We start from the raw sequence: 24,915 nt of genomic DNA on the forward strand, positions 1-24,915 counted from the left end.
TGCAGCTCCAGGCAGGGGTTCGACAGGCCCGGGCCGCGTGGTTGAGCGGATCGGACGTTATCAGGCCTGGAGCGAAATGCATGCCAGCTCTTGCTCGATCAGCTGCAGCCCTTGACTGGCGGGGCGTGCAGCAAAACCTTCGAAGCCTCGGGGCGGTCTTGGCCTGCTGATCGGCAGGCACGCGGTTGCTGCTGCGTTGCTGCTCCAGCAGCAGTGCGCTGCTGAAAATCGCATTAGTCAATAATGGAATATATAAATATTAATTAATAATTTTTTGATCTAATTTGTTTCATGCACTATTGGGGCGCGCTTCAACTGCCAGGAAAGCCCCCATGTCGCTGATCACCCATCCCAATGCCCGCGAGCTGAGCAAATCGGTGCGTGCCACCGTCCTTGTATTCAAGGACCCTCGTTCCCAGGAACTGCTCAGCCGCATCGAGCGCCTGGCACCTAGCGAAGCCAACACCCTGATCATCGGCGAAACCGGCACCGGGAAGGAGCTGGTCGCCCGCCATATCCATCACCTGAGCCGCCGCGGTCGTGAGCCGTTCGTGGCGGTCAACTGCGGTGCGTTCGCCGAAACCCTGGTCGAGAGCGAGCTGTTCGGCCATGAAAAAGGTGCGTTCACGGGAGCCACCTCGAACAAGGCCGGCTGGTTCGAGGCGGCCAACGGCGGCACGTTGTTCCTTGACGAAATCGGCGACCTGCCGCTGAACATGCAGGTGAAGTTGCTGCGGGTGCTGCAGGAGCGCGAAGTGGTGCGCCTTGGCTCGCGCACGCCGATCCCGATCAACGTGCGCCTGGTGGCGGCGACCAACGTCAACCTGGCCGACGCGGTGGTGGCGGGGCATTTCCGCGAGGACCTGTTCTACCGCCTGCACGTCGCCACGATTCGCCTGCCGCCATTGCGTGAGCGTCCAGGCGACATCCTGCCGCTGGCAGAATTCTTCATCGAGGAGCACTGCCGTCGCCTGGGCTATGACCGTGCCTCACTGAGCCCGGATGCCGAACGCAAGCTGTTGGCGCACAGTTGGCCGGGCAACATACGTGAACTGGAGAACGCCATTCACCATGCGCTGCTGGTGTGCCGGCATCAGGTGGTGGCGCCAGGCGACCTGCACCTGGTCGACATGCGTCCGCTTGGGCCCGCCCAGGGGCAGGTCCCGCACGCCGTCAGCGGTGTGTCGGGTGTTGCGCCACCCAGCCTGGAGAGTGCCTTGTTGGCCTTGTTCGAACAGAACGTTGCCAACCTGTATGAACACATCGAGGAGACGGTCTTTCGCGAGGCTTACAGATACTGCCATGGCAACCAGCTGCAAACCGGGCGCCTGCTGAACATCAGCCGCAACATCGTGCGTGCACGGCTGGAGAAGATAGGCGAATTGACCAAGGCCTGAAGCAGACGGCACAGCGAGTGTGGCCCTGTCCTGACCCAAGGGTACGATCAGGGCCCATCGCGAACGATCATTACCCTTCAGCCAGCCTGCGCCGCCAGGTTGTTACTGACACTGCGCCCCAGCACCAGCACCGTGACAAACCCGCAGCCCACCAGTGCCGTGGCCAGGCTCAACAGCACCGAGCTGCCCAGCTGGTCGACGATACGCCCGCCGAAGAACGAACCCAGGGCGATGATCACCTGGAACATGGCCACGAACAGCGGCATGCCGCGCTCGACATCTTTGGGCGCCACGACGAACATCCAGATGCTGGCGCAGGCCGGGAACGCGCCGAAGGCGAAGCCCCAGAGCGCAATCAGCATCGCTGCGCCGGTCAGGCCGGTGGCGAAGTAGGGGAACAGCGCCGTACTGACGCCAATCATCACCGCCACCAGCATCAGCGTGTGGCGCACGCTCTGGTTGGCGGCGTAGCCAGCGAACAGGTTACCGATCACCCCGGCCACGCCATAGAGCAGCAGCAGGGAGCCGATGGTCGACCCATCGAAGCCGGAACTTTGCTTGAAGAACGGCGCGACATAGGTGTACGCGGCAAAGTGCGCGAGGCCGATCAGCAGCACGGCGATCAGGCCAACCCGGGCTTGCGGGTTGATGAACAGCGCTGGCAGGTCACTGACGCGGATGGCCTTGTCCGGGTTGAGCCGCGGCAGCAGGAACAGTTGTGCCAGCAGTACCGGCACGCCGACCAGTGCAGTGGCCAGGAAGGTCATGCGCCAGCCCATCAGGCCGCTCAGCCAGGTGCCCACCGGCACGCCCAGCACGGTGGCCAGGGTCACACCGGCCATGATGATCGAGGTGGCCCTGGCCACGCTCACGCCCTTGGGCGCCAGGCGGCCGCTGAGGGCAATGGCGGTGGCCCAGAAGCCACCGATGCTGATGCCCAGCAGTACACGACCGAACAGCAGCAGGCTGAAGTCGCTGGCGTAGGCCACCACCGCGTTGGCGATGATCATGATCAGCGTCAGGCCGATCAGCAGGTAGCGCCGGTCCATGGCGCCAATGCCCACCGACAGCAGCGGCGCGGCGAGGGCCGCCATGATGCCGGGCAGGGTCACCATCAGCCCGGCGTGGCCGGCGCTGATGCCCAGGTCGCTGGCCACATCGTTGAGCACGCCCACCGGCAGAAACTCGCTGGTGACCAGGGCGAAGGCGCCCACGGCGACCGAGAGAATCGCCAGCCACTGTTGCTTGACGCTTTGTTGATCATGTTGGGGGCGGCCGTGAGAGGCCTGACTGACGCTTGGCATGTTGCTGATTCCAAGGTGAGGTCGCCTGTTGCAGACGAGGGGAAGAGGGAAAACGGAAAGGGATTGTAGGAAATAACGCCGGCGTGTCGACAGGCGAGACACTCGATAGTATTCATCAACATGATTGATGGAACGCTCAGGCCAGGGCACCCGCCGCGGCCGGCTAAAGAAAAGGCAATGAAACGGTAAAGGCCTTCTATGCTGATCTCGACGACCTGATTGCGCATGAGAGCACCGTGAACTGGACTTCCCTTATTCCCGCAACCTGCATTTCAGTTTTCGCATCGCTGGCCGGTTCAGCCTACGCTGAAACGCCGCAAGCCTTCCTTCAGCCACCGTTATACGAACTGCGCGCCACGCCTACGGGGCCCCAATGCGTGCAGCTGGAAGCCGGCCTGCCGGCGTCTGTCTGGAACCCGCCAGGTGACTACGGTCGCGAAACCTCGATGCTGTTCGAGGAAGGCAAGGTGCTGGTGCTTGGCGCCGAACACAAACCCTCTGGCGAGCACGTCGCCCACCGCTATTACAAGCAACCCGCGCTGTGCCAGCGGGACTTGCAGCGCAAGCCTGAAACCACTTCGCCGACCAAGACCGCGGGGGGCGATGGCCTGACCTATGTGCAACGGCTGCAGCGGGATTTCGCGGCGCGGTTGCATTTCAGCGATGCGCAGGCACAGCGCACGGTGCAGAGCATCAATATCGATTGCCGGTCCATGGACGGTCGCTACCTGCCGTTGCATAACGCCCTGCTGGCACGCCTGGACAAGGAGAACGAATCCAACGCCTGGGTCGAGACCCGCGTTGCCAGCGCGGGCAAGGGCATCAAAGTCTATGACAGTGTTCATCTGCGCAATGGCGAGGTGCGTGAGCCGCAGCTGGTGTTCGAGGTCGACGCGTGGGGCGCGGTCACCCGCCACGGCGTGCGCAGCGACGCGCTGGAGAACGCTTGCTATGGCACCTACGGGCCCATCTGGCAATTCTGACACCTGATTAACTTCGCTTGGAGAAGCTGGCCTATGAAACTGTTGCCCGACCATTTTCCGTGCTGTGCCTTTGCGCTTCTCATCGCCACCAGCATCACCGCCCATGCCGCCCAGGTGCCATTGGCCAGTGATGCGCTGAGCGAGCGCTTCGAAACCCATGTGCTCGCCGTCGACCCGGCCAAGCACCAGGTCACCCTGGAGGGGGTGGACAAGCGGCCGGTCGTTCTGCAACTCACCGACCAGGCGAAGGCCGCGCGCAACCTGAAAGTCGGTGACAAGGTCGACATGCGCATCACCCGCTCGATCGACTACGTGCTGGACACCAGCGTCGAAGGTGCGCCGAGTGTCAGCAACGATGCCTGGGTCAACCGTGCCGACCCGGCCAGCATGCCGGGCGGGGAGTTGTACCGGACCGTCAAGGTGACTTCCCGAATCACCCACATCGACGGGCCGAACCACCAGGTGACTGTGCTCAAGCCTGACGGGCAGGAGCAGGTCATTACCGTGCAGAACCCTGAGGTGCAGGCATACATCCCGCACCTGCAGGTGGGGCAGACCGTTGATGCCGTGCATACCGAAGTGCTCAAGGTCGAGACGTCTCGCTGAACGCCACCGTGGCACGGTGATGCCTCGGCGGGAGCGAGTCCATCGATTACATTTTTTGCAACGTGGTCATGCCTGTGAGGCCATGGTTGTCAGACGGTTTACAAGGCTCAAGTCATGCACCAAGGCAGGCAACCATGGCCTCACAGGCATGAGGTGCACCGACATGAACTGGTAAGACAGATAGCCTGACTGAACGGCTTGCCCAGAAGCAGTGCCTGCCCACCGACCTGGCGTGCAGTGGTGAGGAAGGGGGCAGCACTTTGGCCGGCACAAAAATGGGAATTATCCGCTCATCTGTAGTCCTTTTCCTAAATTTGCGCTTGCTTCTTTTATCCGTTGCGGTCGAAAGTGCAGGGCTCTAGTCTCGGCGTGTCGCTGCGCATCAGCGCGACGGAGCAGGCATTCATATCCAACTTTCTGGGCTATCCATGCCCAGGCAAAAGCTTGCGTGGCGGTGGCTGCACCGCCCCTGTCAGGTGATGCGCGGTATCTCCGTGTAACCTGTGGCAGCATTTGCCAAGTGATGCTTGAGTATGGATACAAAGAAAACCAACAAGTCCAGCTACACCTACCAGGCGGTTTACCGCTATCTGCTCGACTGGATCGAAGCGGCACCATCGGATGTCGAGCAGCGTCTGCCATCGCTGCGCCAACTGGCCCTGCGCTTGAATGTTTCCGTATCCAGCACCAAGTACGCCTATTCGCTGCTCGAAGATGAAGGGCGGGTTTATGCACGACCCAAGCTCGGCTATTTCACCCGGGCCAGCAGTGCGCCATTGCTTGCCGAGCGCTCGCCGAGCCTGCTCGACACCGTGTTCTCCAGTGCCCGTCAGCCCGGCATGCTGGCTCTGAGCAGCGATGCCCCGGCCATGCTGCTATCGCTGGAAAAGCCGCTGCTGATGATCGAGCGCGAACTCGCGCGCCAGTACCCGCGGTCACACGCGCCGTTGTACCAACCGTTCGGCGAGATGGAGTTGCGCAGCGTGCTGGCAGACCTCTACACCCGTTCGGCGCACCGATGCTGGCAGGCCGAACATGTGTTCGTCGGTTCTGACCTGCGCAGCATCCTCGAACTTTCGTTACGCGCCCTGGACCTGGAAGGCAAGGTGGCGTTGGTCGAGTCTCCCTGTAGCTGGGCGGTGCTCAGGCAACTGTTGGCTGCGCGCATGACCATCATCGAAGTACCGCTGGGCGAGGATGGTCGCTTCGACCTGCCGCAACTGCGGCAGGTGCTGAGCAGTGAACCGGTGCGCCTGGCGGTGTTGTCGTCGGCGACCAGTGTGCCGCAGGGGGGGCTGATGCCGGCGGCCGACAAGCAGCAGATCTGCCGTTGGTTGGCTGAGCAGGATGTGTGGCTGTTCGAGAACGAAGGCTATGGCGAGTTCTGTTTCCAGGCCGCAGCACCGCGCTATCGAGATTTCGCGGACCCTGATCGGCTGTTGGTGTTCTCCACTTTCGACAAGGTGATTGGTTCGGAAGCACCCTATGGTTACCTGCTTTGCCGGCGCCATATCGAGCGGTTGCAACACTTGTTCCTGGAGCGTGCCTTCCGCCTATCGCCTATTCGGCAGAAGGCCATTGCCAAGCTATTCACCTCGCGCCGGGTCGAGCAGCATGTGCAAGTGCTGCGCGCCATGCTGCGCGAGCGCATGCACCATATGAAGGCCCTGCTGGAAGCTCACGGCCAGGGGTGCTTGCGCATTATTGAGCCGCAGGGTGGCGCAAGCTTTTGGCTGGAGTCTACCCGGCCGGTGGAAATGCGCCGGGTCTTTGAGCGGTTGCTGGCACAGCGTATCGTCATCGCGCCTGGGGAAATCTTCAGCCAGCGTGGCCTTTGGCGCAGTCACTTGCGGTTGAGCTACACGCTGGACTGGAGCAAGGACATTCCCCAGGCGCTGCAATGCCTGGTCAAGGCGATCCAGGACGAAGCCATTCAGGACACCGCTCAGACGCCATAGCAGTGACGCATGTCGGGGAAGGTCCCGTCGCGCACTTCGTCGCCGAAGCGGGTACACGCCTCACGGATCACCTGGGCAACATCGGCATACTGCTTGACGAAGCGTGGCACATGATCGCCACCCAACCCCAGCAGGTCCTCGGTGACCAATACTTGGCCATCGCAAGCCGGTGACGCACCGATGCCGATGGTGGGCTTGTCGGTGGCGTCGGTGATGGCCCTCGCTACGGGTTCCGCGACCCCCTCCAGCAACAGGCTGAAAGCGCCGGCCTGCAGGTTGGCCCGGGCATCGGCGCGCAATGCCGCACCGCTCTCGGGGCACAGCCCCTGGGCCTTGTAGCCACCCATCACATTGACGAACTGGGGCATAAGGCCAATGTGTGCCATGACCGGTATGCCGCGCGCGACGAGAAATTCCACGGTACTGGCCAAGGCCTGATTGGCCTCCAGCTTGACGGCGTCGCAGCCGGTACTGGCGAGCATCTGGGCGCAGTTGCGAAACGCCTGCTCTTGGGATTCCTGGTAGCTGCCGAAGGGCATGTCGGCAATCACGCAGGCCAGCCGTGTGCTGTCGACCACCGCCCGGGTGTGGGCGATGGTTTCATCCAGGCGCATGCCCAGGGTAGAGGGGCGGCCGTAGCCGACCATGGCGGTGGAGTCACCGACCAGGATGAAGTCGACCAAGGGGTCGATGACCTTGGCGATCGCGCTGGAGTATGCCGTCAGCGAAACGATCTTTTGCCGGCCTTTCATGGCTACCAGCTGTGGGATCGTCAGTCGTCTGTTGCGGATATGCGTGCTCATCAGTGTCTCGTCTCGACATGTGGCCAAAGATGTCCTGATTATCGAGCCGTAAAATGGGAACTCAATGCACAGATATCATCTGAAAACCGGCACAGATGGCTCTGCGCCGCCACAAGGATTGCACCAGCCTTCCGATACGGAGCAAGAAAGTTGCCCTGACAGCGCGTGGCTATTCCAGCGCCTCCGCCACCCCCTGATCCTCACCCAAAAAACCCCCGCTCTGGTGCTGCCACAGCCGTGCATAGGTACCGTTCTTCGCCAGCAATTCACTGTGCGTACCTTGCTCGATGATGCGCCCTTCATCCATGACGATCAGCCGGTCCATGGCGGCGATGGTGGACAGCCGGTGGGCGATGGCGATCACGGTCTTGCCTTGCATCATCTCGTCGAGGCTTTCCTGGATGGCGACTTCGACCTCCGAGTCCAGCGCGCTGGTAGCCTCGTCCAGCAGCAGGATCGGGGCGTTCTTGAGCATCACCCGGGCGATGGCGATCCGTTGCCGTTGGCCGCCTGAAAGCTTGATACCGCGCTCGCCGACCAGGGTGTCGTAACCGCTGTGGCCGTCGCGGTCGCTGAGCTGGCGGATGAAGCCATCGGCCTGGGCGTTGGCGGCGGCGCGCTGGATCTGCGCCTCGGTGGCGTCCGGGCGGCCGTAGGCGATGTTGTCGCGGATCGAGCGGTGCAGCAGCGAGGTGTCCTGGGTGACCATGCCGATGGCGCTGCGCAGGCTGTCCTGGGTGACGTGGGCGATGTTCTGCCCGTCAATGCGGATCTCGCCGCTGTCCACGTCATAGAAGCGCAGCAGCAGGTTGATCAACGTCGACTTGCCCGCGCCCGAGCGGCCCACCAGGCCGACCTTTTCGCCCGCGCGGATGTTCAGGCTCAGGCCATCGAGCACCTGGCGCTCGCCGTTGTAGTTGAAGCGCACGTTGTCGAAGGTCACCGCGCCGCCACGGGTTTCCAGCACGCCGGCATTGGGCACGTCCTGCACCTTGGGCCCGCGGGTGAGGGTGGCCATGCCGTCCTGCACGGTGCCGATGTTTTCGAACAGCGAGGTCATCTGCCACATGATCCAGTGCGACATGCCGTTGATGCGCAGGGCCATGGCGGTGATCGCGGCCACCGCGCCGGTGCCGACCTGGCCTTGGTGCCACAGCCACAGGGCATAGCCGCCGGCGCCGAAAATCAGCCCGACCACCAGCGTCTGGTTGACGATCTCGAACTGGCTGACCAGGCGCATCTGGCGAAAGCCGGTCTGCTTGAAGTCTTCCATTGCCGCCCGGGCGAAGTGCGCCTCGCGCTTGGAGTGGGAAAACAGCTTCACGGTGGTGATGTTGGTATAGGCGTCGGACACCCGCCCGGTCATCGACGAGCGTGCATTGGCCTGTTCCTGGCCGACCTTGCCCAGGCGTGGCACGAAATACAGCATGGCCAGGCCGAACAGCAGCAGCCAGGCAATGAACGGCAGCATCAGCTTGGCGGCAAAACCCCCAGCCAGGGCGATGATGGCAATGAAGTACACGCCGATGCCCGGCACGATCTCGATCACCGTGAACAGCACTTCACGCACTGCCAGCGCGGTCTGCATCACCTTGGTGGTGACCCGGCCGGAAAACTCGTCGGAGAAGAACGACAGGCTCTGGCGCAGCATCAGCCGGTGGAAGTCCCAGCGCAGGCGCAGCGGCAGGTTGATTGCCAGCACCTGGTGTTGCATCAGCGTACGCAAGGCCACCAGCGCGATGCTGGCGATCAGCAACAGGCCGACGCCCCACAACACGCGGCTTTCTTCCGGACTCACGCCGCCGCCGGCCTGCCAGTTGGAGAGCAGGTCCACCACCTGGCCGAGGAAGGAAAACAGCCAGGCCTCGTAGATCGACACCCCGGCACTGAACAGCGCCAGCGCCAGGATGTAGCCGCGGGCGCCGCGGGTGCAGGCCCACAGGAAGCGCAGCAGGCCGACCGGGGGAGGCGGCACCTCGTCGGGCGGGAAGGGGTCGAGCCAGCGTTCAAAGGCACGAAACATGAGGGTCTCCGGGATTTATTCGTTTGCAACAACCATACAGCACATTTGCCTGGCGGGAGATTTGCAGCGCCTGTGAGACCGAGCGCTGAACCTCCCAAGGCGAACCCCTGGTTTTTTTACGCTCTTTTTACGACTGGCCTGATTGCCTACAGAGATACTGACCGCGCGATGCTCAAGGATGGCATGCACTTCTACCCGCCAGTCCAGAGAAGCCCTTTCGTGAGCCAGCCCGCCGTCGCAGCAAACCCACCCCATTCCAGCAAGCCCGCTGCCATCGGCATGCTCGTCGCCGCAGTCGGCGTGGTCTATGGCGACATCGGCACCAGCCCGCTGTACACCCTCAAAGAAGTCTTCGCCGGGCACTACGGCGTGCAGGCCAACACCGCCGGGGTGCTCGGTGTGCTGTCACTGGTGTTCTGGTCGCTGCTATGGGTGGTATCGCTCAAGTACGTGCTGTTCATCCTGCGCGCCGACAACCAGGGCGAGGGCGGCATCATGGCCCTGACCGCGCTGGCGCACCGCGCGGCGGCACCCTACAAGCGGCTGAGCAGGCTACTGGTGCTGCTCGGCCTGTTCGGCGCTGCGCTGTTCTACGGCGACAGCATGATTACCCCGGCAGTTTCGGTGTTGTCGGCCGTGGAGGGGCTGCAGTTGGCCTTCGACGGCATCGAACATTGGGTCGTACCGCTGGCGGTGCTGCTGCTGGTAGCGCTGTTCCTGATCCAGAAACACGGCACCGCGCGCATCGGCATTCTGTTCGGGCCGATCATGGTGCTGTGGTTCGTGGTGATCGGTGCGCTGGGCGTGCACGGCATCGTGCAGCGCCCGGAGGTGCTGCAGGCGCTAAACCCGGCCTGGGCGGTGAAGTTCTTCATCTACCACCCCGGCATGGGCGTGGCCATTCTCGGCGCCGTGGTGCTGGCACTGACCGGCGCCGAAGCGCTGTACGCCGACATGGGGCATTTTGGCCGCAAGCCGATTGCCCGCGCCTGGTTCCTGCTGGTGCTGCCGGGGCTGGTGCTGAACTACTTCGGCCAGGGTGCATTGATCCTCGGCAACCCAGAGGCCGTGCGCAACCCGTTCTACCTGCTGGCGCCGGACTGGGCCCTGCTGCCGATGGTCGGGCTGGCCACGCTGGCGACCATCATCGCCTCCCAGGCGGTGATTTCCGGGGCGTTCTCGCTGACGCGCCAGGCCATCCAGCTGGGCTATGTGCCGCGCATGTTCATCCAGCACACCTCCAGCGAGGAGCAGGGGCAGATCTACGTCGGCATGGTCAACTGGGCGCTGATGGTTGGCGTGGTGCTGCTGGTGGTCGGCTTCGAGTCGTCCGGGGCACTGGCGGCGGCCTATGGCGTGGCGGTGACCGGCACCATGTTGATCACCACATTGCTGGCTTCGGCGGTGGTGCTGTTGTTGTGGAAGGCCCCGCGCTGGCTGGCAGTGCCGATGCTGCTGGCGTTCTTGCTGGTGGACAGCCTGTACTTTGCTGCCAACGCGCCGAAAATCCTCCAGGGCGGCGCGTTCCCGGTGATTGCCGGGGTGGTGCTGTTCGTGCTGATGACCACCTGGAAGCGCGGGCGTACGATCATCGTCGAGCGGCTGGACGAAAGCGCATTGCCGCTTGAATTGTTCATCGCCAGCCTGCAGGCGCAACCGCCGTACCGGGTGAATGGCACGGCCGTGTTCCTGTCTGCGCGGCCCGAAGCCGTGCCCCACGCGCTGCTGCACAACTTGCTGCACAACCAGGTGCTGCATGAGCAGGTGGTGCTGCTGACCGTGGTGTTCGAGGACGAGCCGCGGGTCAATGCCGGCAAGCGCTTTGAAGTCGAGGCCTTCGGCAACGGCTTCTACCGGGTGAGCCTGCACTTTGGCTTCATGGAAGAGCCCAACGTGCCACTGGCCCTGAGCCGTTGCCCCTATGCGGACCTCGAGTTCGGCCCGATGCGCACCACCTACTTCCTCAGCCGCGAGACGGTGATCGCCGGCAAGCAGAAGGGCATGGCGCGCTGGCGTGAGCACCTGTTCGCCTTCTTGCTGAAGAACGCCAACAGCAACCTCAAGTACTTCCAGCTGCCACTGAACCGGGTGATCGAACTGGGTACCCAGGTCGAGATGTGAGGCCGCTGCAACCCTCGGCAACGGCCCTGCCGTTCAAACCACCGCTTCGCGGCGATAGGCATAGGTCTCGGCAAAGCGTGACAGCATGTAGGCGCTGCACGACACCGCCGGGTACCGGGCCGGGTTGGCCGCGCTGGAGCAGTTGGGCAGGCAGCTGATCTCGGTGTCCGGGTGCGGTTCGGCGAAGAACGGCATCGAGTAGCGGTCCACACCCAGCGGGCTGATCACCCGGTGCGGTGTGGACGTGTAACGGTCGTTGCTCCAGCGCGCCATCATGTCGCCGATGTTGACCACATAGGTGCCTTCGATGGGCGGGGCGTCGATCCATTCGCCGTTCACGTTCTGCACCTGCAGGCCGCCGGCATCGTCCTGGTACAGCAAGGTCACGCAGCCGTAATCGGTGTGTGCGCCGGCGCCTTGCTGGTCGGCGCTGCTGGCGGTCTGGCGTGGCGGGTAGTGGATCATGCGCAGCACGCTGATCGGCTCGGCAAAGCGTTGGTCGAAAAAGTCCTCTTCGATGCCCAGCGCCTCGGCCATGGCCCGCAGCAGGGTCAGGGACAGGGCGTGCATGTCCTGGTAGTGCTGTTGCAGCAGCGCTTCCCAGCCGGGGATGGCGGGGTGGCGATTGGGGCCGCGCAGTGGTTTTGCCGCGAGCACGTCGGGGTGCTCGGCGCTCATGTGGAAACCCATGTCGAAGGTTTCCTTCAGGTCACTCGGCCGGCTCGGGTCGAGCTGTTCGGTGGCGATGGCGCCGTAACCGCGGTGGTGGGCGCTGCGGGTGATGTCGATGCGCAGCTTTTCCTCGGCCGGGCGGGCGAAGAAGTCTTCGGCGGCGGCTTTCAGTTCGGCAATGCGCGCAGCCGGGATCGGGTGCCCCTTGATGTAGTAAAAGCCCCATTGCCGGCAGGCGGCGTCGATCTGCCGGGCCACCGCCTGGCGGGCGGCGGGGTCGTGCTGGTACAGCGGGGCGATGTCGATGATGGGCAGGGTATTCATCAGGGCTCCGTGAGGTCACTGTAGGACGAACTGTCTTTTCAGGGCTGGCGCGATCCCACAGGGATCGCGCTCAACCAACCGGCACTTACTTGGGCAGCTGTGCAGTGATGCCCTTGACGTAGTAGTTCATCCCCGCCAGTTCGGCATTGCTGGCCACGGCGCCCTCAGGAATCTTCACTGCACCGCTCTGGTCAAGAATCGGCCCGGTGAACGGGTGGAACGAGCCATCCTTGATGCTGGCGATGATCTGCTCGGCGCCACTTTTCACGTCGGCCGGCACCAGGTCGCTGATCGGCAGCTCGACGGTGCCGTCGGCCAGGCCACCCCAGTAGTCCTGCGGCTTCCAGTTGCCGTCGATGACCGCCTGGGTGCTCTTGATGTAATGCGGGCCCCAGTTGTTGACGATCGAGGTCAGCACCGCCTTGGGCCCGAAGTGGGCCATGTCCGAGGCGTAGCCCACCGCGTAGATGCCACGGCGTTCGGCGGCCTGGATCGGCGCCGGGCTGTCGGTGTGCTGGAACAGCACGTCGACACCCTGGTCGATCAGGGCGTTGGCCGCATCGGCTTCCTTGCCCGGGTCGAACCAGGAGTTGACCCACACCACCTTGATCTCGGTGCCGGGGTTGTACTTGTCCAGCGCCAGCTGGATGGCGTTGATGTCACGCAGCACCTCCGGGATCGGGAAGGAGGCGACGTAGCCGACCTTCTTGCTCTTGGTCATCTTCGCGGCGAGGTAACCGCCGACGTAGCGGCCTTCATAGGAGGTTGCCAGGTAGGTGCCGAGGTTCTTGTCCTGCTTGTAGCCGGTGGCGTGTTCGAAGGTGACCTTGGGGAACTGCTTGGCGACCTTGGCGGTCGGGTTCATGTAGCCGAACGAGGTGGCAAACACCAGGTCGTAGCCGCCCTTGGCCATGTTGCGGATGACCCGCTCGGCGTCGGCGCCTTCCGGCACGTTCTCGACGAAACGGGTGTCGACCTTGTCGCCGAACTGCTTGATCAGCGCCTGGCGGCCCTGTTCGTGCTGGTAGGTCCAGCCGTGGTCGCCGATCGGGCCGATGTAGACGAAGCCCACTTTCAGCGGGTCGGCGGCGGAGGCGGACAGTGCGGTACCAAGGCCGATCGCGGCGGCCAGGGTGCGCAGCAGCTTGGTGCTTTTCTTCAGATGCATCGAGGGTTCACTCCTGTGGGTCTTGTGTTGTTTTCTTGTTTGCGGTGTGGCGTCAGCTTCCCGCTTTCCAGGGCTGGCCGAGCGAAACCGGTGCATACAGCCGGGTCTTGATTGCATCGCGGGAGAGCACCACCAGCACCAGGATCGTCGCCACATAGGGCAGCATCGCCAGCAGGTTGGCCGGGAAGCTCACGCCGATGCCCTGGGCTACCAGGTGCAGGATGCTGGCCAGGCCGAACAGGTAGGCGCCGAGCAGCACCCGCTGCACCCGCCAGCTGGCGAACACCACCAGCGCCAGGGCGATCCAGCCGCGGCCGGCGGTCATGTTTTCTGCCCACATCGGGGTGTAGGCCAATGACAGGTAGGCGCCGGCAAGGCCCGCCAGGGCGCCGCCGAACAGCACCGCCAGGGTGCGCACGCGCAGCACCGGCAGGCCCATGGCGCTGGCCGCGTCGGGGTTTTCGCCGACGGCCTGGAGGATCAGGCCGGTACGGCTTTTCAGCAGCACCCAGGCGACCAGGGCGAACAGGGCGAAGGACAGGTACACCAGCACGTCCTGGTTGAACAGCATGTGGCCGATGATCGGCAGGTCGGCCAGCAGCGGAATCGCCAGCGGTTCGAAGCCGCTCAGCGGCTTGCCGACCCAGGCGCTGCCAACGAACGCCGACAGGCCGACGCCGAAGATGGTCAGGGCCAGGCCGGTCGCCACCTGGTTGGCCTGGCAGCCCAGGGCGACCACGGCGAACAGCGAGGCCAGCAGCATGCCGGCCAGGCACGCCATCAGCACGCCAAGCCACAGGCTGCCGGTGGCGAAGGCGGCGATGAAGCCCACCACCGCGCCGAACAGCATCATGCCTTCCTGGCCGAGGTTGAGCACGCCGCTCTTCTCGCACACCAGTTCGCCCAGGGCCACCAGCAGCAGCGGGGTGCCGCAACGCACCATGGCGTAGAGAATGTTGCCAAGCAGATCGAGATCCATAGTCGAAGCCTCAGGTCAGGGGAGGTCAGGCACTGGCCGTTTCGGCCACCGGCGTACGCCGCCGCCAATTCAGCGTCAGCCGCAGCCGGTAGAGGATCAGCACGTCGCAAGCAAGCAGGTAGAACAGCATCATTCCCTGGAACAGCCCGGTCAGCGCCTGCGGCAGGTTGAGGGTCATTTGCGCGTTCTCGCCGCCCAGGTAGAGCAGGGCCATCAGCAGGCCGGCAACCAGGATGCCGAGCGGGTTGAGCCGGCCAAGAAAGGCCACGGTGATCGCCGCATAGCCGTAGCCCGGCGACACCTGCGGCACCAGTTGGCCGATTGGCCCGCTGACTTCACTCACCCCGGCCAGGCCCGCCAGGCCGCCGCTGATCAGCAACGCCAGCCACACCAGGCGCTTTTCGCGAAAGCCGACAAAGCCGGCGGCGCGCGGGTCGAGGCCGAGCACCTTGATCTGGAAGCCCAGGAAGCTCTTCTGCAGCAGCACCCACACCGCCACCAGCGCCAGCAGCACGAAGTACAGGCCGACATGCAGGCGGCCATCCTCGAACAGCGCTGGCAGGCGGCTGGCATCGCCGAACATCGCCGACTGCGGGAAGCTGAAGCCTTCGGGGTCCTTGAGCGGGCCGTGCACGCAATACAGCAGCAGGTTCAGGGCGATGTAGTTGAGCATGATGGTGGTGAGGATCTCGTTGGCATTGAAGTGCGTGCGCAGCCACGCCGCCAATGCGCCCCACAGTGCGCCAGCGAGGGTGCCGGCCAGCAGCACCCAGAGCAGGGCCCAGCGGCTTTCCCAGTCGATGATGTGGATCGCCACGGCACTGCCGGCCAGGGCGCCGATCAGCAGCTGGCCTTCGGCGCCGATGTTCCAGATGCGCGCCTGATAAGCCACCGCCAGGCCCAGGGCGCAGAGCAAAATCGGCAGGGCCTTGAGCAGTAGCTCGCTGAGGCCGTAGAGGTCGCTGACCGGTTCGATCAGCAAGGTGTGCAGGGTCAGCAGCGGGTCATGCCCCAGGGCGCTGAACAGGACCGCCCCGCTGACCAGGGTCAGCAGGCCGGCGAGCAGCGGTGACAGCACCAGCATGGCGCGCGACTGCTGGGTACGGGGTTCGAGGGATAGCAACATGGCGGGTTCTCGTCAGGTGGCGGCGTGCGCGGTATCGAACTGGCCGGCCATCCAGCTGCCGACCTCCACGCTGTGGGTGTCGGCGGTGGCCTTGAGCGGCGACAGGCGCCCACTGCACAGGGCGCCGATGCGGTCGCTGATCTGCAACAGCTCATCGAGGTCTTCGGAAATCACCAGGATCGCCGCGCCGGCATCGCGCAGGGCGATCAGTGCGCGGTGGATCGCTGCGGCGGCGCCGACATCGACGCCCCAGGTCGGGTGAGCGGCGACCAGCAGCCTGGGGTTCTGCAGGATTTCGCGGCCAAGGATGAACTTCTGCAGGTTGCCGCCAGACAGGCTGCGTGCCGTGGCTTGCGCATCCGGCGTCTTCACCGCGAAGCGCTGGATGATCTGCTCGGCCAGCGCCTGCACCTTGCCCGAGCGGATCAGGCCACGTTCGACCAGGCCCTGCTGGAAGGCGGTGAGCAGGGCGTTGTCGGCCAGGCTCATGTCCGGCACGGCGCCGTGGCCCAGGCGCTCGGCCGGGACGAATGCCAGGCCCAGGGCGCGGCGGGCATCCGGGTGCAGGTTGGCGATGGGCTGGTTGTCGAGGCTGATGCGTTCGCGCTCGCGGGTGGGCAGGCGCGTTTCGCCACTGAGCAAGGCCAGCAACTCGTCCTGGCCGTTGCCGGCAACCCCGGCGATGCCGACGATTTCGCCGCTGCGCACCTCCAGGCGCAGGTGCTCGAAGGAGCTGCCGAACGGGTCCTGGTTGCGCCAGCTGAGGTCGTCCACCCGCAACCGTGGCAGGCCACCGGCGCGCTTCGGGTAGCTGGCTTCGAGCCCTTCGGCATCGCCGACCATCAGCCGCGCCAGTTGCAGGTCGCTGCAGTCGGCCGGTACGCAGGCGCCGGAAACCCGGCCGGCACGCAGCACGGTGGCGCTGTGGCAAAGGGCACGCACTTCGTTGAGCTTGTGGCTGATGAACAGGATGCTGCAGCCTTCGCTGGCCAGCGTACGCAGGGTAACGAACAGCTGCTCGACTTCCTGGGGCGTCAGCACCGAGGTCGGTTCATCGAGGATCAGCAGTTTGATGTCCTGCATCAGGCAGCGCACGATCTCCACCCGCTGGCGCTCGCCGATCGACAGGCTGTGCACCAGGCGCTCCGGCTCCAGCGCCATGCCATAGCGCTGCGACACCTCGCGGATGCGCGGCGCCAGCTGCTTCGGCGAGCCTGCCTCGCGGCCCAGTGCCAAGGCGATGTTCTGCGCCACGGTCAGGGTCTCGAACAGCGAAAAGTGCTGGAACACCATGCCGACCCCCAGGCTGCGGGCCTGGGCCGGGTCGTCCACTTGCACCTGCCGACCTTCCCACAACAACTGGCCAGAGTCCGGCCGGGTGACGCCGTAGATGATCTTCATCAGGGTGCTCTTGCCCGCGCCGTTCTCGCCGAGCAGGGCATGGATTTCACCAGCGGCGATGCGCAGGTCGACGCGGTCGTTGGCCAGCGTGCCCGGGTAACGCTTGGTAACTGCACGCAGCTCGAGGCGCAGGTGCATAGGGGTTTCGGACATGGGACTGCTCGGGGTGGTGGGTGTGAGCAGCTTGCAAAGCAAAAACATGGCCAAGTGGTCAGATTCCCGTGCGGCGGCCGTTGCCGTCAGGGTTGCGGCCTATCCGGGCAGGGTGCCGGGCGGGTGCAGCGGGAGGCGGGGTGTTTGGTTTTGGGGCGCAGGGGGCGCCAAAGTGGGGCGAAATTCAAGCATGAGCTGCCTTGATGCTTTCACATAATGCGACTAATACTAAAGAGCTGCCAAGAAGAGGGATGGTCATGCAGACGCGCTTTGTTGTGGTGCCCGCGCTACCGCTAGAAAAGGAATACCTACCGAGGTGTGCAGGCTTTCCCAAGGCATTGGGCCAGGGCTACGACCTCTATGACACGCTCGACAAGCTCAGGCTGACGCTGAACTTTCCTACGCGGGCTGAAGCGGATTACGCGTGTGCCTGCCGCAACGGCTTGCTAGGCCCGAGTGATGAAGACGCCTGCGGGGGGCGTTCTGGGTGGTGTGCCGCAGAAACCTGAGGCACCGGGGCAGCTTCGCCACCCCGGTGCAAGCCGAGCAGTATCAACGATCCTTGTCTTTGTTCTGGGTGCCACCCTGGGTGGATTGCCCACCCATGCGTCCGGTGTCAGACGGCGCCTGCGTGCCGCCGGCCTGTCCACCCTGGTGTCCGGTGTCCCTGGACTTTTCCCAATCCTTGTCCATCTTGTCGTCAGGTTTTTGCCCGGACTGCTGGCCGCCTTTCTGCGAACCCGGCATATCGCCTTGGCCACCTTTGCGGCCAGCGTCACCTGCGCCGGCCTGGTTGCTGCCGCCCTGGTTTCTATCGTTGTCTTGATTGTTAGCCATGATCGGTTACCTCAAGTCAGACACAGAACGTTCTGTGTTCACGTGTGACTGGCGAAGGTTGCGGCACAACGCAAAAACTTTCGGCTAATCGGACGAGACGCTTTAACAAACCCCGGGCAAACCATTAGTGGCTAAAAAACCGCTGGGGCTCAAACGCAGGCGTACACCACCAGCTCCACCAGCATTTCCTCACGGGCCAGGCCGGCTACCACAACCGCTGCACGGTTGGGGTAGGGCGGCTGGAAGTAGTCGCCGTACAGGCGGTTGACCGTGGCCAGGTAACTGCGGTCGGTGACGTAGATCAGCACCTGGGTCACGGCATCCAGCGAGCTGCCGGCGGCCTCCAGGGTATGGCGCAGGTTATCCAGGGTCTGGCGGGTCTGCGTCTCGATGCCGCCAGCGACCACCTGGCCGTGGGCATCAATGGGGATCTGCGCGGTGTAGAGTGTGCCGTTGCCGACGACCGCCCATTCCAGAGGGGCCTTGGAGGCATAGAGGTCGGTCTTGATCGCCTGTTTCATTGAGTGGGTTCCTGGGTGTGGGTGCAGGTCAGTCGGCATCGCTGCCTGCGCCTGCGCCATGGCGGCGTGAGGCTTCGCTGCTTTCGACGAGGATCTGCTCGGACAATTGCTTGAGCCGCTGCCAGGTGCCTGCGTCGACCGTAAAGCCCTGGTTTGCCGTGTTCGATGCCGTGACACGCGCAGGCGTGGGCAGGGTCTGGCCAGGCCGGGTGAACAGCACCGTGATGCCTTGCTCGAACGCCTGGACGGCTTCGGGCTGGGCGTCACTGCGCAGGGCAGGGCGTTGCTCGCCTGCAGTAAAATCGGCCAGGTGGCGTTGGCGCGCATCTTCCCAGCGGGCCTGCACGTGCACCCCACGCTCGGCGGCCTTGCTCAGGTAGCCCAGCAACAGCAGGCGGTTATGGCAGTGATGGATCTGCAGCAACGCCTGGCCGCGGCGCAGGGCCTTGTCCAGCACCAGTTCCACCGCCGTCGCGGCGCAGCGCAGCACGCTCTGGCCCTGGGAGTCGATCACCAGCAAGGTGTTGTCTTCTTGGTTCAGGGTGAAAGGCTGGTTGGCCTCGCCCTGCAGGTAGTTCAGCGCTGCAGCCAGCGTGCCGATGCCGTCCAGCCCTTGCAGGTGCAGCCAGCCCACCAGTTCGGCCGCGTCCTCGTAGTCGCCAGGGGCAAAGCCCATGCCTTCGAAGGCCTTGCGGCACATTACCTGGATTTCGTTGAGCGATACGCGCATGGTCACAGCTCTCCCTGCGGCATGACCGCGAAGTTCCAGTCGTCTTCGAACGGCTGGCCGATGTCGCTCACCAGTGGCGCGCCCTGGAACAGGGTGATGCGCACCCAGCGGCTTGACTTGGGGTCGAACTTGCCCGCGCCGAAGAACGCCAGCTTGCAGCGCAACAGGTGGATCGGCAGCATGTTGCGGTCCAGCAGGTTGGCGCGGATTTCCCCGTAGGTGCTCTGCGCCATGCCTTGCAGGCGACGCACCGTGCCCTTGAGCGCAGGCGCGGCGATGAGCAGGTGCGCGGTCAGGGCGTGGGGGTGAGCCTGCAGGTGCTCGACCACGGCGCGGTGGCAGCGCTGGATATTGCGGGCGATGCCTAGTTGCATTTCCTTTTCCGCCCCCGGTTCCTCGGCGCGCATGCCCAGGCGCGGTTCCTCTTTCTCGGCCGAGCGGTACCAGAAGAAGTGCTCGGCCTCCACGTTGTTGAAGTCGTAGGCCAGGGCCCAGCCATACTGCTGTTCGATTAGCGCGCGCAGCTGACAGAGCGGCATCTGTGCGTCCAGCTGCCAGCCCTCGCTGACCCCCATCTGCTCAGCCAGTGGCGTGACGTGCTCGGGGTATAGCTCCAGCAGCAGGCTGACCAGCAGCTCCTGGCAGCCCGGCCCGCCGTGTGCTTCGCTCCAGGCCCGCAGGCGCGGCCAGAGGTCGTGGTCAGCGGGCTGGCCGCTTAGCCAGTTGCCCAAGGCGGCGAGCTCGGCAAGGGTTTGCTGGTTCTGCGCGTGCTGGCGCAGGTCTTCGGTCTGGGTCTGGCTGAGGTGCAGGCGGGCACGCGTGAGCAAGCCTTGCAGGCGCGCCAGGCGGGCGGGTTCGGCGGGTTGCGCCAAGGCCAGGGCCAGGGCGGTTTCGCGCAGGCTGATCCAGCGTTCCACCAGTTGCGGGTGGTTGATCAGGAAGGGCGCCATGCCCAGCCCGGTCGCGTTGCCGACCCCCAGGTAGCGTTGCAGTGCCGGGGCCAGCGGCACGGCCCGTTGCGGGTCGAGGGCGCGGGCCATGTGTTCGATCTGCTCGATGCTGAAATGGCGCAGCAGGTAGACCGTGAACATCTGCGCGCTGAAGGGCTGGCTGAAGTCCGGGTTGCCTTGCAGGCAGCTGAAGTCGGCGATGCCGAACTTGCCGTTGCCATACACCGCGGTGGTGCGATAGAGGTAACCGACCTCGGCCAACTGGCGCGGGTCGGGCTGCTGCCCCTCGGCCAGCGCCGCCAGGAAACGGTCGAAGTTGCGCAGGCTACGGTTGGCCCGGGACAACACCAGCACGCGGGCGTCGAAGCGGCCAGCTTCCTGCAGCGGCACGTTGCGCTGCAGGTCGGCCAGTTGCGCCGTGTCGACATCGCCGGCCACCAGCACGAAGGCAACGTCCCACTGGTCGGCGATCACCCGGTCGCTGCGTTTTTCCGGCGGCAGGTAGGCCGAGAAGATCACGCAGTGGTAATGCCCGTGCGGCGTGTCGATGCGGTAGATGGCGGTGCCGAAGCCTTGCGCATCGAGGTCGAAGCGGCTGCGCCGGATCTGCCAGTGCTGGTTCATCATCCGCCGCATGCTGCTGCGCACAAAGCTCAGCGGGCTCTGGAAGTGGCTGCCCAGCCGGGCCAGGTCCATGACCTGGCTGGCAGGGCGCAATGCCGGTGTTGCAGGTAGGCTGTTGGACATTGTTGTCATACCTGGATGGATCATGTTCAGACGCCTTGTTCGCGGGCCATGTGCCGGGCAATGCGTACCGCATCCCACAACGCTGGCAGGATCACCAGCGACACCGGCACCGCGGTGATGACAATGAAGGACTGCAGGGCCGTCACGCCGCCTGCGCCGATGGTGATCAGCACCACCGCCGCCAGGCCCATGCCGATGGCCCAGAAACCACACAGCCATTTCTTCGGTTTATCGTTGCTGGACATCGCCAGCGCCACGGTAAAGGCCATGGCATCGCCATTGGTGGCCACCGAGATGAAGCTCAGGAACAGGAACAGCGCACTGATCAGGCCACCCAGCGGCAGGTTCTGTGTCACCCCCAGCAGCAGGTCTTCGGGCTGGGTGCCATGGGCGGTGACGATGCCCGGCGCCTGCAGCTCCAGGCCGATGCCGGTGCCGCCGACCACGGTGAACCAGAACATGGTCACCAGCGGCGCGATGATCGACAGCGTCATGATGATCTCGCGAATGGTGCGGCCCCGCGAGATCCGCGCGACGTACAGCGCCACCATGGGGGCATAGCCAATGAACCAGCCCCAGTAGAACACCGTCCACCAGTCCAGCCACTTGGGGTCGGCGCGGAACATCGTCATCGGGATGAAATGCTCCACATGCAGGGCGAAGGCTGCCGGGAAGCCGCCGAGGATGAACAGAGTCGGGCCGAACACCACCATGAACAGTGCCAGGCCGATCATCAGCCAGACGTTGATCTCGCTGACGAAACGGATGCCCTTGAGCCCCACCAGGCACGACACGGTGTACATCGCCGTGACCAGCACGATGGTCAGCGACTGGGTGACGATATCGTTGGGCAGCCCCCACACTGCATGCAGGGCGCTGCTGATCTGCAGGCCAAGGAAGCCGATCGGGCCGATGGTGCCGGCCACCACGGCGATGATCGAGGTGGCGTCGGCCAAGGTGCCGATCGGGCCCTTCAGCGCTCGTTCGCCAAACAGCGGGTAGAGCAGGGTGCGCGGTGCCAGTGGCAGGCCCTTGTCGTAGTGCAGGTGCATCAGCACGATGGCCAGCAGGCTGCCGAGCACGGCCCAGGCCAGGAAGCCCCAGTGCACGAAGGATTGCGCCAGTGCCGCAGTGGCCGCCGCCTCGCTGTGCGGTTGCAGGCCGGCGAACAAGGGCGGCGGGCTGGCAAAGTGCATCAGCGGTTCGGCCGCGGCCCAGAAGGCGCCGCCGCCTGCCAGCAGGGCGCACATGATCACGGCGATCCAGTTGAAGGTGCTGATGTCCGGGCGCTGGCTCACGCCGCCCAGGCGCACGCGCCCGCAGCGCGAAAAGCCGATGGCCAGGCTGACCGCGAAGGTCGCCAGCATCAGCACCTGCCAGTACAGGCCAAAGGCCTTGGTCGACCAGGCAAACAGGGTGTTGACCAGCGCCGACACGGTGTCGATGTCGATCAGCGCCGCCAACAGGAAGGCGCCGAGGAAGCCGCCGCTGATCAGGAACAGCGGCCAGTCGATGTCCCGCGTCAGCGGCAGGCCCATGGCCTGGCCTTCAGCCTGCAGGGTGGTTGGGTTTTTCATGAAGCCTCCGGAACCTGCGATTGTTGTTATTGTTGATGCTGTCCGTGCAAGGGGTTCAGGCCTGCGCCGTGGTGGCGGTCTCCAGCAGGCGCAACCAGTTCAGCCCCATGATGTTGGCCACGTCGGCCTCGGCAAAGCCGCGGGCACGCAGGCCCTGAGCGATGTTGCCGAAGTCGCGGCTGTCGCGGAACCACTGCAGCGGTGCCGGCCAGTGGGCATTGTCCTTGGAGCCTTCGCCGTAGTCCTTGTCCTTGCTCCAGCGGCCATTGCGCATCCATTCGAGCACTGCCAGCGGTTGTGCCTGGCACAGGTCGGTGCCGATGCCGATATGCTCGACGCCCATCAGGTCGGCGGTGCGCGCCACCATGTCGCAGAAGCTTTCCAGGCTGCAGTCCGACGCACCCTTGAGGTGGAACGGGTAGGTGCTGAAGCCCAGCAGCCCGCCGGACTCGGCGATCCCGCGCAGCACCGCATCGGACTTGTTGCGCTTGGCGGCGTGGAAGCTCGTCGGGTTGGCGTGGGAAATGATGACTGGCCGGCTCGACAGCTCGATGGCTTCCAGGGTGCTGCGTTCGGCGCTGTGGGACATGTCGATGAGCATGCCGACCCGGTTCATTTCTGCGATCACCTGGCGGCCGAAGCGGCTGATGCCGTTATCCTCGCGCTCATAGCAACCGCTGGCCAGCAGGCTCTGGTTGTTGTAGGTGAGCTGCATGACGAACACCCCGAGCTGGCGGAACACCTCCACCAGGGCGATGTCGTCCTCGATCGGCGAGCAGTTCTGGAAGCCGAAGAAGATCCCCACCCGGCCTTCCTCGTGGGCCAGGCGAATGTCGCTGGCCGTGCGCACCGGGCGGATCAGCTCGGGCCAGGTTTCGAAGCGGCGGTTCCACTCACCCAGGCGCGACAGGGTCTCGCGGGCGTTCTCGTGGTAGGCGATGGTGGCGTGCACCGCGCTCAGGCCACCGGCCTGCATCTGCTGGAATATTTCCGGGCTCCAGTTGGAGTACTGCAGGCCGTCGATCATCAAGAGGTCGTGCATGGTGGGTATTCCTTCAGGGCCGCAGGTAGGTGGTCTTGACCACGGTGTAGAAGTCGCGGGCGTACTGGCCCTGTTCGCGGGGGCCGAAGCTCGAGGCTTTGCGGCCACCGAACGGCACGTGGTAGTCGGTGCCGGCGGTGGGCAGGTTGACCATCACGCAGCCGGTCTGGGCACCGCGCTTGAAGGCGCTGGCGTGGCGCAGCGACTGGGTGATGATGCCGGCGGTGAGGCCGTACTCGGTGTCGTTGAGCGTGGCCAGTGCTTCGTCGAAGTCACGTACGCGGATCACGCAGGCGATGGGGCCGAACACCTCCTCGCGGTTGATGCGCATGTCGTTGCGGCTGTCGATGAACAGCGCCGGGCGCATGTAGTAGCCGTCGTTCTCCAGTTGCAGGCGTTCGCCTCCTTCGATCAGGGTGGCGCCCTCGGCCTGGGCCAGCTGCAGGTACGCCAGGTTCTGTTGCAGCTGGCGCGCGTCGGCCACCGGGCCGATCTGCACGCCGGCCTCCAGGGCGTGACCGACCTTCAGCTGGCGCATGCGCAGGCGCAGGGCCTCGACGAAACGGTCGTGAATGCCTTCGCAGACGATCAGCCGTGAAGACGCCGTGCACTTCTGCCCGGTGCCGAAAAAGGCGCCGTTGAGGGCGCACTCCACCGCCAGGTCAAGGTCGGCGTCGTCCATTACCACCAGGGCATTCTTGCTGCCCATCTCCAGCTGGCAACGCACCAGGTTGCCCGCCGTGGCGACCGCGACGCGGCGGCCGGTCTGCAGCGAGCCGGTGAAGGTCAGGGCGTCGATCTCGGCCGACTGCACCAGGGTTTCGCCGACGCTGGCGCCGCTGCCCATGAGCAGGTTGAAGGTGCCGTTGGGCAGGCCCTGGCGGCTGATGATCTCGGTCAGCGCCCAGGCGCTGGCCGGCACCAGGTTGGCCGGCTTGAACACCACGGCGTTGCCGAAGGCCAACGCGGGGGCGATCTTCCAGGCGGCGGTGGCCATGGGGAAGTTCCACGGGGTGATGATGCCGACCACGCCTACGGGTTCACGATGCACTTCGATATCGATGCCGGGGCGCACCGAGGCGGCGGTCTCGCCCATCTGGCGCAGCACTTCGGCGGCGTAGTAATGGAAGAACTGGCCGCTGCGGTTGACCTCGCCGATGCCTTCGGCCAGCGGTTTGCCTTCTTCACGCGAGAGCAGCTCACCGAGCTCTTCCTTACGGGCGATCAGCTCGTCGCCGATGGCCATCAGCACCTGCTGGCGGGCCTCCAGGCCACTGGCGGCCCACTGCGGCTGGGCGGCGCGGGCGGCCTGGATGGCCTGCAGGGTTTGTTCGGCGCTGGCCTGGTGGTATTCGCCGATCAGGTCGCGGGTGTCCGAGGGGCTGCGGTTGCCCAGGGTGGCGTGGCCTTCGCACCACTGGCCATCGATGTAGTTCTTGTAGGTGTTGAGTGACATGGATGAAAGCCTCTGTTTGCCTGGCGTTCATCTTGCG

General features: G+C 64.7%; 21 protein-coding genes. 6 read left to right on the forward strand and 15 right to left on the reverse strand.

Annotated features, from left to right (window positions below; translation table 11 throughout):
- Nucleotides 1-332: 332 nt before the first annotated feature.
- Nucleotides 333-1,397 (forward strand): sigma-54-dependent Fis family transcriptional regulator, encoded by a 1,065-nt coding sequence (locus F6X59_RS12335; protein WP_152956493.1) that lies wholly within the window; start codon nt 333-335, stop codon nt 1,395-1,397.
- A gap of 77 nt (nt 1,398-1,474) precedes the next feature.
- Here the strand turns inward: F6X59_RS12335 and F6X59_RS12340 are convergent, their stop codons facing one another.
- Nucleotides 1,475-2,701, reverse strand: a complete 1,227-nt coding sequence (locus tag F6X59_RS12340; RefSeq protein WP_152956494.1) for an MFS transporter — start codon at nt 2,699-2,701, stop codon at nt 1,475-1,477.
- A 377-nt stretch (nt 2,702-3,078) separates the two neighbouring features.
- Between F6X59_RS12340 and F6X59_RS12345 the strand changes: the two genes are divergently transcribed.
- The 3 genes from F6X59_RS12345 (at nt 3,079) to F6X59_RS12355 (ending at nt 6,248) form a co-directional block, all read left to right on the forward strand.
- Nucleotides 3,079-3,684 (forward strand): hypothetical protein, encoded by a 606-nt coding sequence (locus tag F6X59_RS12345; RefSeq protein ID WP_152956495.1) that lies wholly within the window; start codon nt 3,079-3,081, stop codon nt 3,682-3,684.
- A gap of 33 nt (nt 3,685-3,717) precedes the next feature.
- Nucleotides 3,718-4,290 carry a hypothetical protein gene (locus F6X59_RS12350; protein ID WP_152956496.1) on the forward strand — a complete coding sequence of 191 codons (573 nt, stop codon included), beginning with the start codon at nt 3,718-3,720 and terminating at the stop codon, nt 4,288-4,290.
- Between the two features lie 533 nt (nt 4,291-4,823).
- On the forward strand, nt 4,824-6,248 hold the full coding sequence (locus F6X59_RS12355; RefSeq protein ID WP_152956497.1) for a PLP-dependent aminotransferase family protein: 1,425 nt from the start codon (nt 4,824-4,826) through the stop codon (nt 6,246-6,248).
- Here the strand turns inward: F6X59_RS12355 and panB are convergent.
- Both panB and F6X59_RS12365 read right to left on the reverse strand, forming a co-directional pair.
- Complete coding sequence (gene panB, locus F6X59_RS12360) at nt 6,236-7,051, reverse strand: 3-methyl-2-oxobutanoate hydroxymethyltransferase (protein WP_152956498.1); 816 nt, start codon at nt 7,049-7,051, stop codon at nt 6,236-6,238. The two genes, F6X59_RS12355 and panB, sit on opposite strands and share 13 nt — an antisense overlap.
- 169 nt (nt 7,052-7,220) lie before the next feature.
- Nucleotides 7,221-9,074: an ABC transporter ATP-binding protein gene (locus F6X59_RS12365; protein WP_152956499.1), complete on the reverse strand. Its 1,854-nt coding sequence runs from the start codon at nt 9,072-9,074 to the stop codon at nt 7,221-7,223.
- Between the two features lie 279 nt (nt 9,075-9,353).
- Between F6X59_RS12365 and F6X59_RS12370 the strand changes: the two genes are divergently transcribed.
- Complete coding sequence (locus tag F6X59_RS12370) at nt 9,354-11,195, forward strand: potassium transporter Kup (protein ID WP_152956532.1); 1,842 nt, start codon at nt 9,354-9,356, stop codon at nt 11,193-11,195.
- Between the two features lie 33 nt (nt 11,196-11,228).
- Here the strand turns inward: F6X59_RS12370 and F6X59_RS12375 are convergent, their stop codons facing one another.
- From F6X59_RS12375 to F6X59_RS12395, 5 genes are all read right to left on the reverse strand, one after another.
- Nucleotides 11,229-12,191, reverse strand: a complete 963-nt coding sequence (locus F6X59_RS12375; RefSeq protein WP_152956500.1) for an isopenicillin N synthase family oxygenase — start codon at nt 12,189-12,191, stop codon at nt 11,229-11,231.
- An 85-nt stretch (nt 12,192-12,276) separates the two neighbouring features.
- Complete coding sequence (locus F6X59_RS12380; RefSeq protein WP_152956501.1) at nt 12,277-13,359, reverse strand: BMP family ABC transporter substrate-binding protein; 1,083 nt, start codon at nt 13,357-13,359, stop codon at nt 12,277-12,279.
- 52 nt (nt 13,360-13,411) lie between these two features.
- Nucleotides 13,412-14,338: an ABC transporter permease gene (locus tag F6X59_RS12385; RefSeq protein WP_152956502.1), complete on the reverse strand. Its 927-nt coding sequence runs from the start codon at nt 14,336-14,338 to the stop codon at nt 13,412-13,414.
- A gap of 25 nt (nt 14,339-14,363) precedes the next feature.
- Entirely contained in the window at nt 14,364-15,464 is a 1,101-nt protein-coding gene (locus F6X59_RS12390; protein WP_152956503.1) for an ABC transporter permease, read from the reverse strand.
- A 12-nt stretch (nt 15,465-15,476) separates the two neighbouring features.
- The gene (locus tag F6X59_RS12395) at nt 15,477-17,018 is read right to left on the reverse strand and encodes an ABC transporter ATP-binding protein (protein WP_152956504.1); all 1,542 of its coding nucleotides are present in this window, start codon (nt 17,016-17,018) and stop codon (nt 15,477-15,479) included.
- A 251-nt stretch (nt 17,019-17,269) separates the two neighbouring features.
- Between F6X59_RS12395 and F6X59_RS28500 the strand changes: the two genes are divergently transcribed.
- Nucleotides 17,270-17,527, forward strand: a complete 258-nt coding sequence (locus F6X59_RS28500) for a hypothetical protein (RefSeq protein WP_256669264.1) — start codon at nt 17,270-17,272, stop codon at nt 17,525-17,527.
- 43 nt (nt 17,528-17,570) lie between these two features.
- Here the strand turns inward: F6X59_RS28500 and F6X59_RS12405 are convergent, their stop codons facing one another.
- The 7 genes from F6X59_RS12405 to F6X59_RS12435 all read right to left on the reverse strand — a co-directional run bounded on the left by F6X59_RS12405 (nt 17,571) and on the right by F6X59_RS12435 (nt 24,878).
- A complete protein-coding gene (locus tag F6X59_RS12405) occupies nt 17,571-17,855 on the reverse strand; it encodes a hypothetical protein (RefSeq protein WP_152956506.1) in 285 nt (94 codons plus the stop codon).
- Between the two features lie 149 nt (nt 17,856-18,004).
- A complete protein-coding gene (locus tag F6X59_RS12410; RefSeq protein WP_152956507.1) occupies nt 18,005-18,376 on the reverse strand; it encodes a RidA family protein in 372 nt (123 codons plus the stop codon).
- A gap of 28 nt (nt 18,377-18,404) precedes the next feature.
- Nucleotides 18,405-19,106: a DUF3726 domain-containing protein gene (locus tag F6X59_RS12415; protein ID WP_152956508.1), complete on the reverse strand. Its 702-nt coding sequence runs from the start codon at nt 19,104-19,106 to the stop codon at nt 18,405-18,407.
- A gap of 2 nt (nt 19,107-19,108) precedes the next feature.
- Entirely contained in the window at nt 19,109-20,803 is a 1,695-nt protein-coding gene (locus F6X59_RS12420) for a hypothetical protein (protein ID WP_152956509.1), read from the reverse strand.
- Nucleotides 20,804-20,829: 26 nt separating this feature from the next.
- On the reverse strand, nt 20,830-22,380 hold the full coding sequence (locus F6X59_RS12425) for a BCCT family transporter (protein ID WP_152956510.1): 1,551 nt from the start codon (nt 22,378-22,380) through the stop codon (nt 20,830-20,832).
- Between the two features lie 55 nt (nt 22,381-22,435).
- Nucleotides 22,436-23,422, reverse strand: a complete 987-nt coding sequence (locus tag F6X59_RS12430; RefSeq protein ID WP_152956511.1) for a dipeptidase — start codon at nt 23,420-23,422, stop codon at nt 22,436-22,438.
- A 13-nt stretch (nt 23,423-23,435) separates the two neighbouring features.
- Nucleotides 23,436-24,878: an aldehyde dehydrogenase family protein gene (locus tag F6X59_RS12435; RefSeq protein ID WP_152956512.1), complete on the reverse strand. Its 1,443-nt coding sequence runs from the start codon at nt 24,876-24,878 to the stop codon at nt 23,436-23,438.
- Nucleotides 24,879-24,915 lie beyond the last annotated feature (37 nt).

It is taken from the genome of Pseudomonas sp. MN1F (assembly GCF_009391885.1).
In the GTDB taxonomy this organism is placed as follows: Bacteria; Pseudomonadota; Gammaproteobacteria; order Pseudomonadales; family Pseudomonadaceae; genus Aquipseudomonas.

Coding starts and splice junctions, on each gene's coding strand:
- F6X59_RS12430 (WP_152956511.1), bottom strand. CDS start 23,422: ATGCACGACCTCTTGATGATCGACGGCCTGCAGTACTCCAACTGGAGC.
- F6X59_RS12355 (WP_152956497.1), top strand. CDS start 4,824: ATGGATACAAAGAAAACCAACAAGTCCAGCTACACCTACCAGGCGGTT.
- F6X59_RS12405 (WP_152956506.1), bottom strand. CDS start 17,855: ATGGCTAACAATCAAGACAACGATAGAAACCAGGGCGGCAGCAACCAG.
- F6X59_RS12415 (WP_152956508.1), bottom strand. CDS start 19,106: ATGCGCGTATCGCTCAACGAAATCCAGGTAATGTGCCGCAAGGCCTTC.
- F6X59_RS12350 (WP_152956496.1), top strand. CDS start 3,718: ATGAAACTGTTGCCCGACCATTTTCCGTGCTGTGCCTTTGCGCTTCTC.
- F6X59_RS12410 (WP_152956507.1), bottom strand. CDS start 18,376: ATGAAACAGGCGATCAAGACCGACCTCTATGCCTCCAAGGCCCCTCTG.
- F6X59_RS12435 (WP_152956512.1), bottom strand. CDS start 24,878: ATGTCACTCAACACCTACAAGAACTACATCGATGGCCAGTGGTGCGAA.
- F6X59_RS28500 (WP_256669264.1), top strand. CDS start 17,270: ATGGTCATGCAGACGCGCTTTGTTGTGGTGCCCGCGCTACCGCTAGAA.
- F6X59_RS12395 (WP_152956504.1), bottom strand. CDS start 17,018: ATGTCCGAAACCCCTATGCACCTGCGCCTCGAGCTGCGTGCAGTTACC.
- panB (WP_152956498.1), bottom strand. CDS start 7,051: ATGAGCACGCATATCCGCAACAGACGACTGACGATCCCACAGCTGGTA.
- F6X59_RS12420 (WP_152956509.1), bottom strand. CDS start 20,803: ATGTCCAACAGCCTACCTGCAACACCGGCATTGCGCCCTGCCAGCCAG.
- F6X59_RS12380 (WP_152956501.1), bottom strand. CDS start 13,359: ATGCATCTGAAGAAAAGCACCAAGCTGCTGCGCACCCTGGCCGCCGCG.
- F6X59_RS12385 (WP_152956502.1), bottom strand. CDS start 14,338: ATGGATCTCGATCTGCTTGGCAACATTCTCTACGCCATGGTGCGTTGC.
- F6X59_RS12340 (WP_152956494.1), bottom strand. CDS start 2,701: ATGCCAAGCGTCAGTCAGGCCTCTCACGGCCGCCCCCAACATGATCAA.
- F6X59_RS12425 (WP_152956510.1), bottom strand. CDS start 22,380: ATGAAAAACCCAACCACCCTGCAGGCTGAAGGCCAGGCCATGGGCCTG.
- F6X59_RS12365 (WP_152956499.1), bottom strand. CDS start 9,074: ATGTTTCGTGCCTTTGAACGCTGGCTCGACCCCTTCCCGCCCGACGAG.
- F6X59_RS12390 (WP_152956503.1), bottom strand. CDS start 15,464: ATGTTGCTATCCCTCGAACCCCGTACCCAGCAGTCGCGCGCCATGCTG.
- F6X59_RS12335 (WP_152956493.1), top strand. CDS start 333: ATGTCGCTGATCACCCATCCCAATGCCCGCGAGCTGAGCAAATCGGTG.
- F6X59_RS12375 (WP_152956500.1), bottom strand. CDS start 12,191: ATGAATACCCTGCCCATCATCGACATCGCCCCGCTGTACCAGCACGAC.
- F6X59_RS12370 (WP_152956532.1), top strand. CDS start 9,354: ATGCTCGTCGCCGCAGTCGGCGTGGTCTATGGCGACATCGGCACCAGC.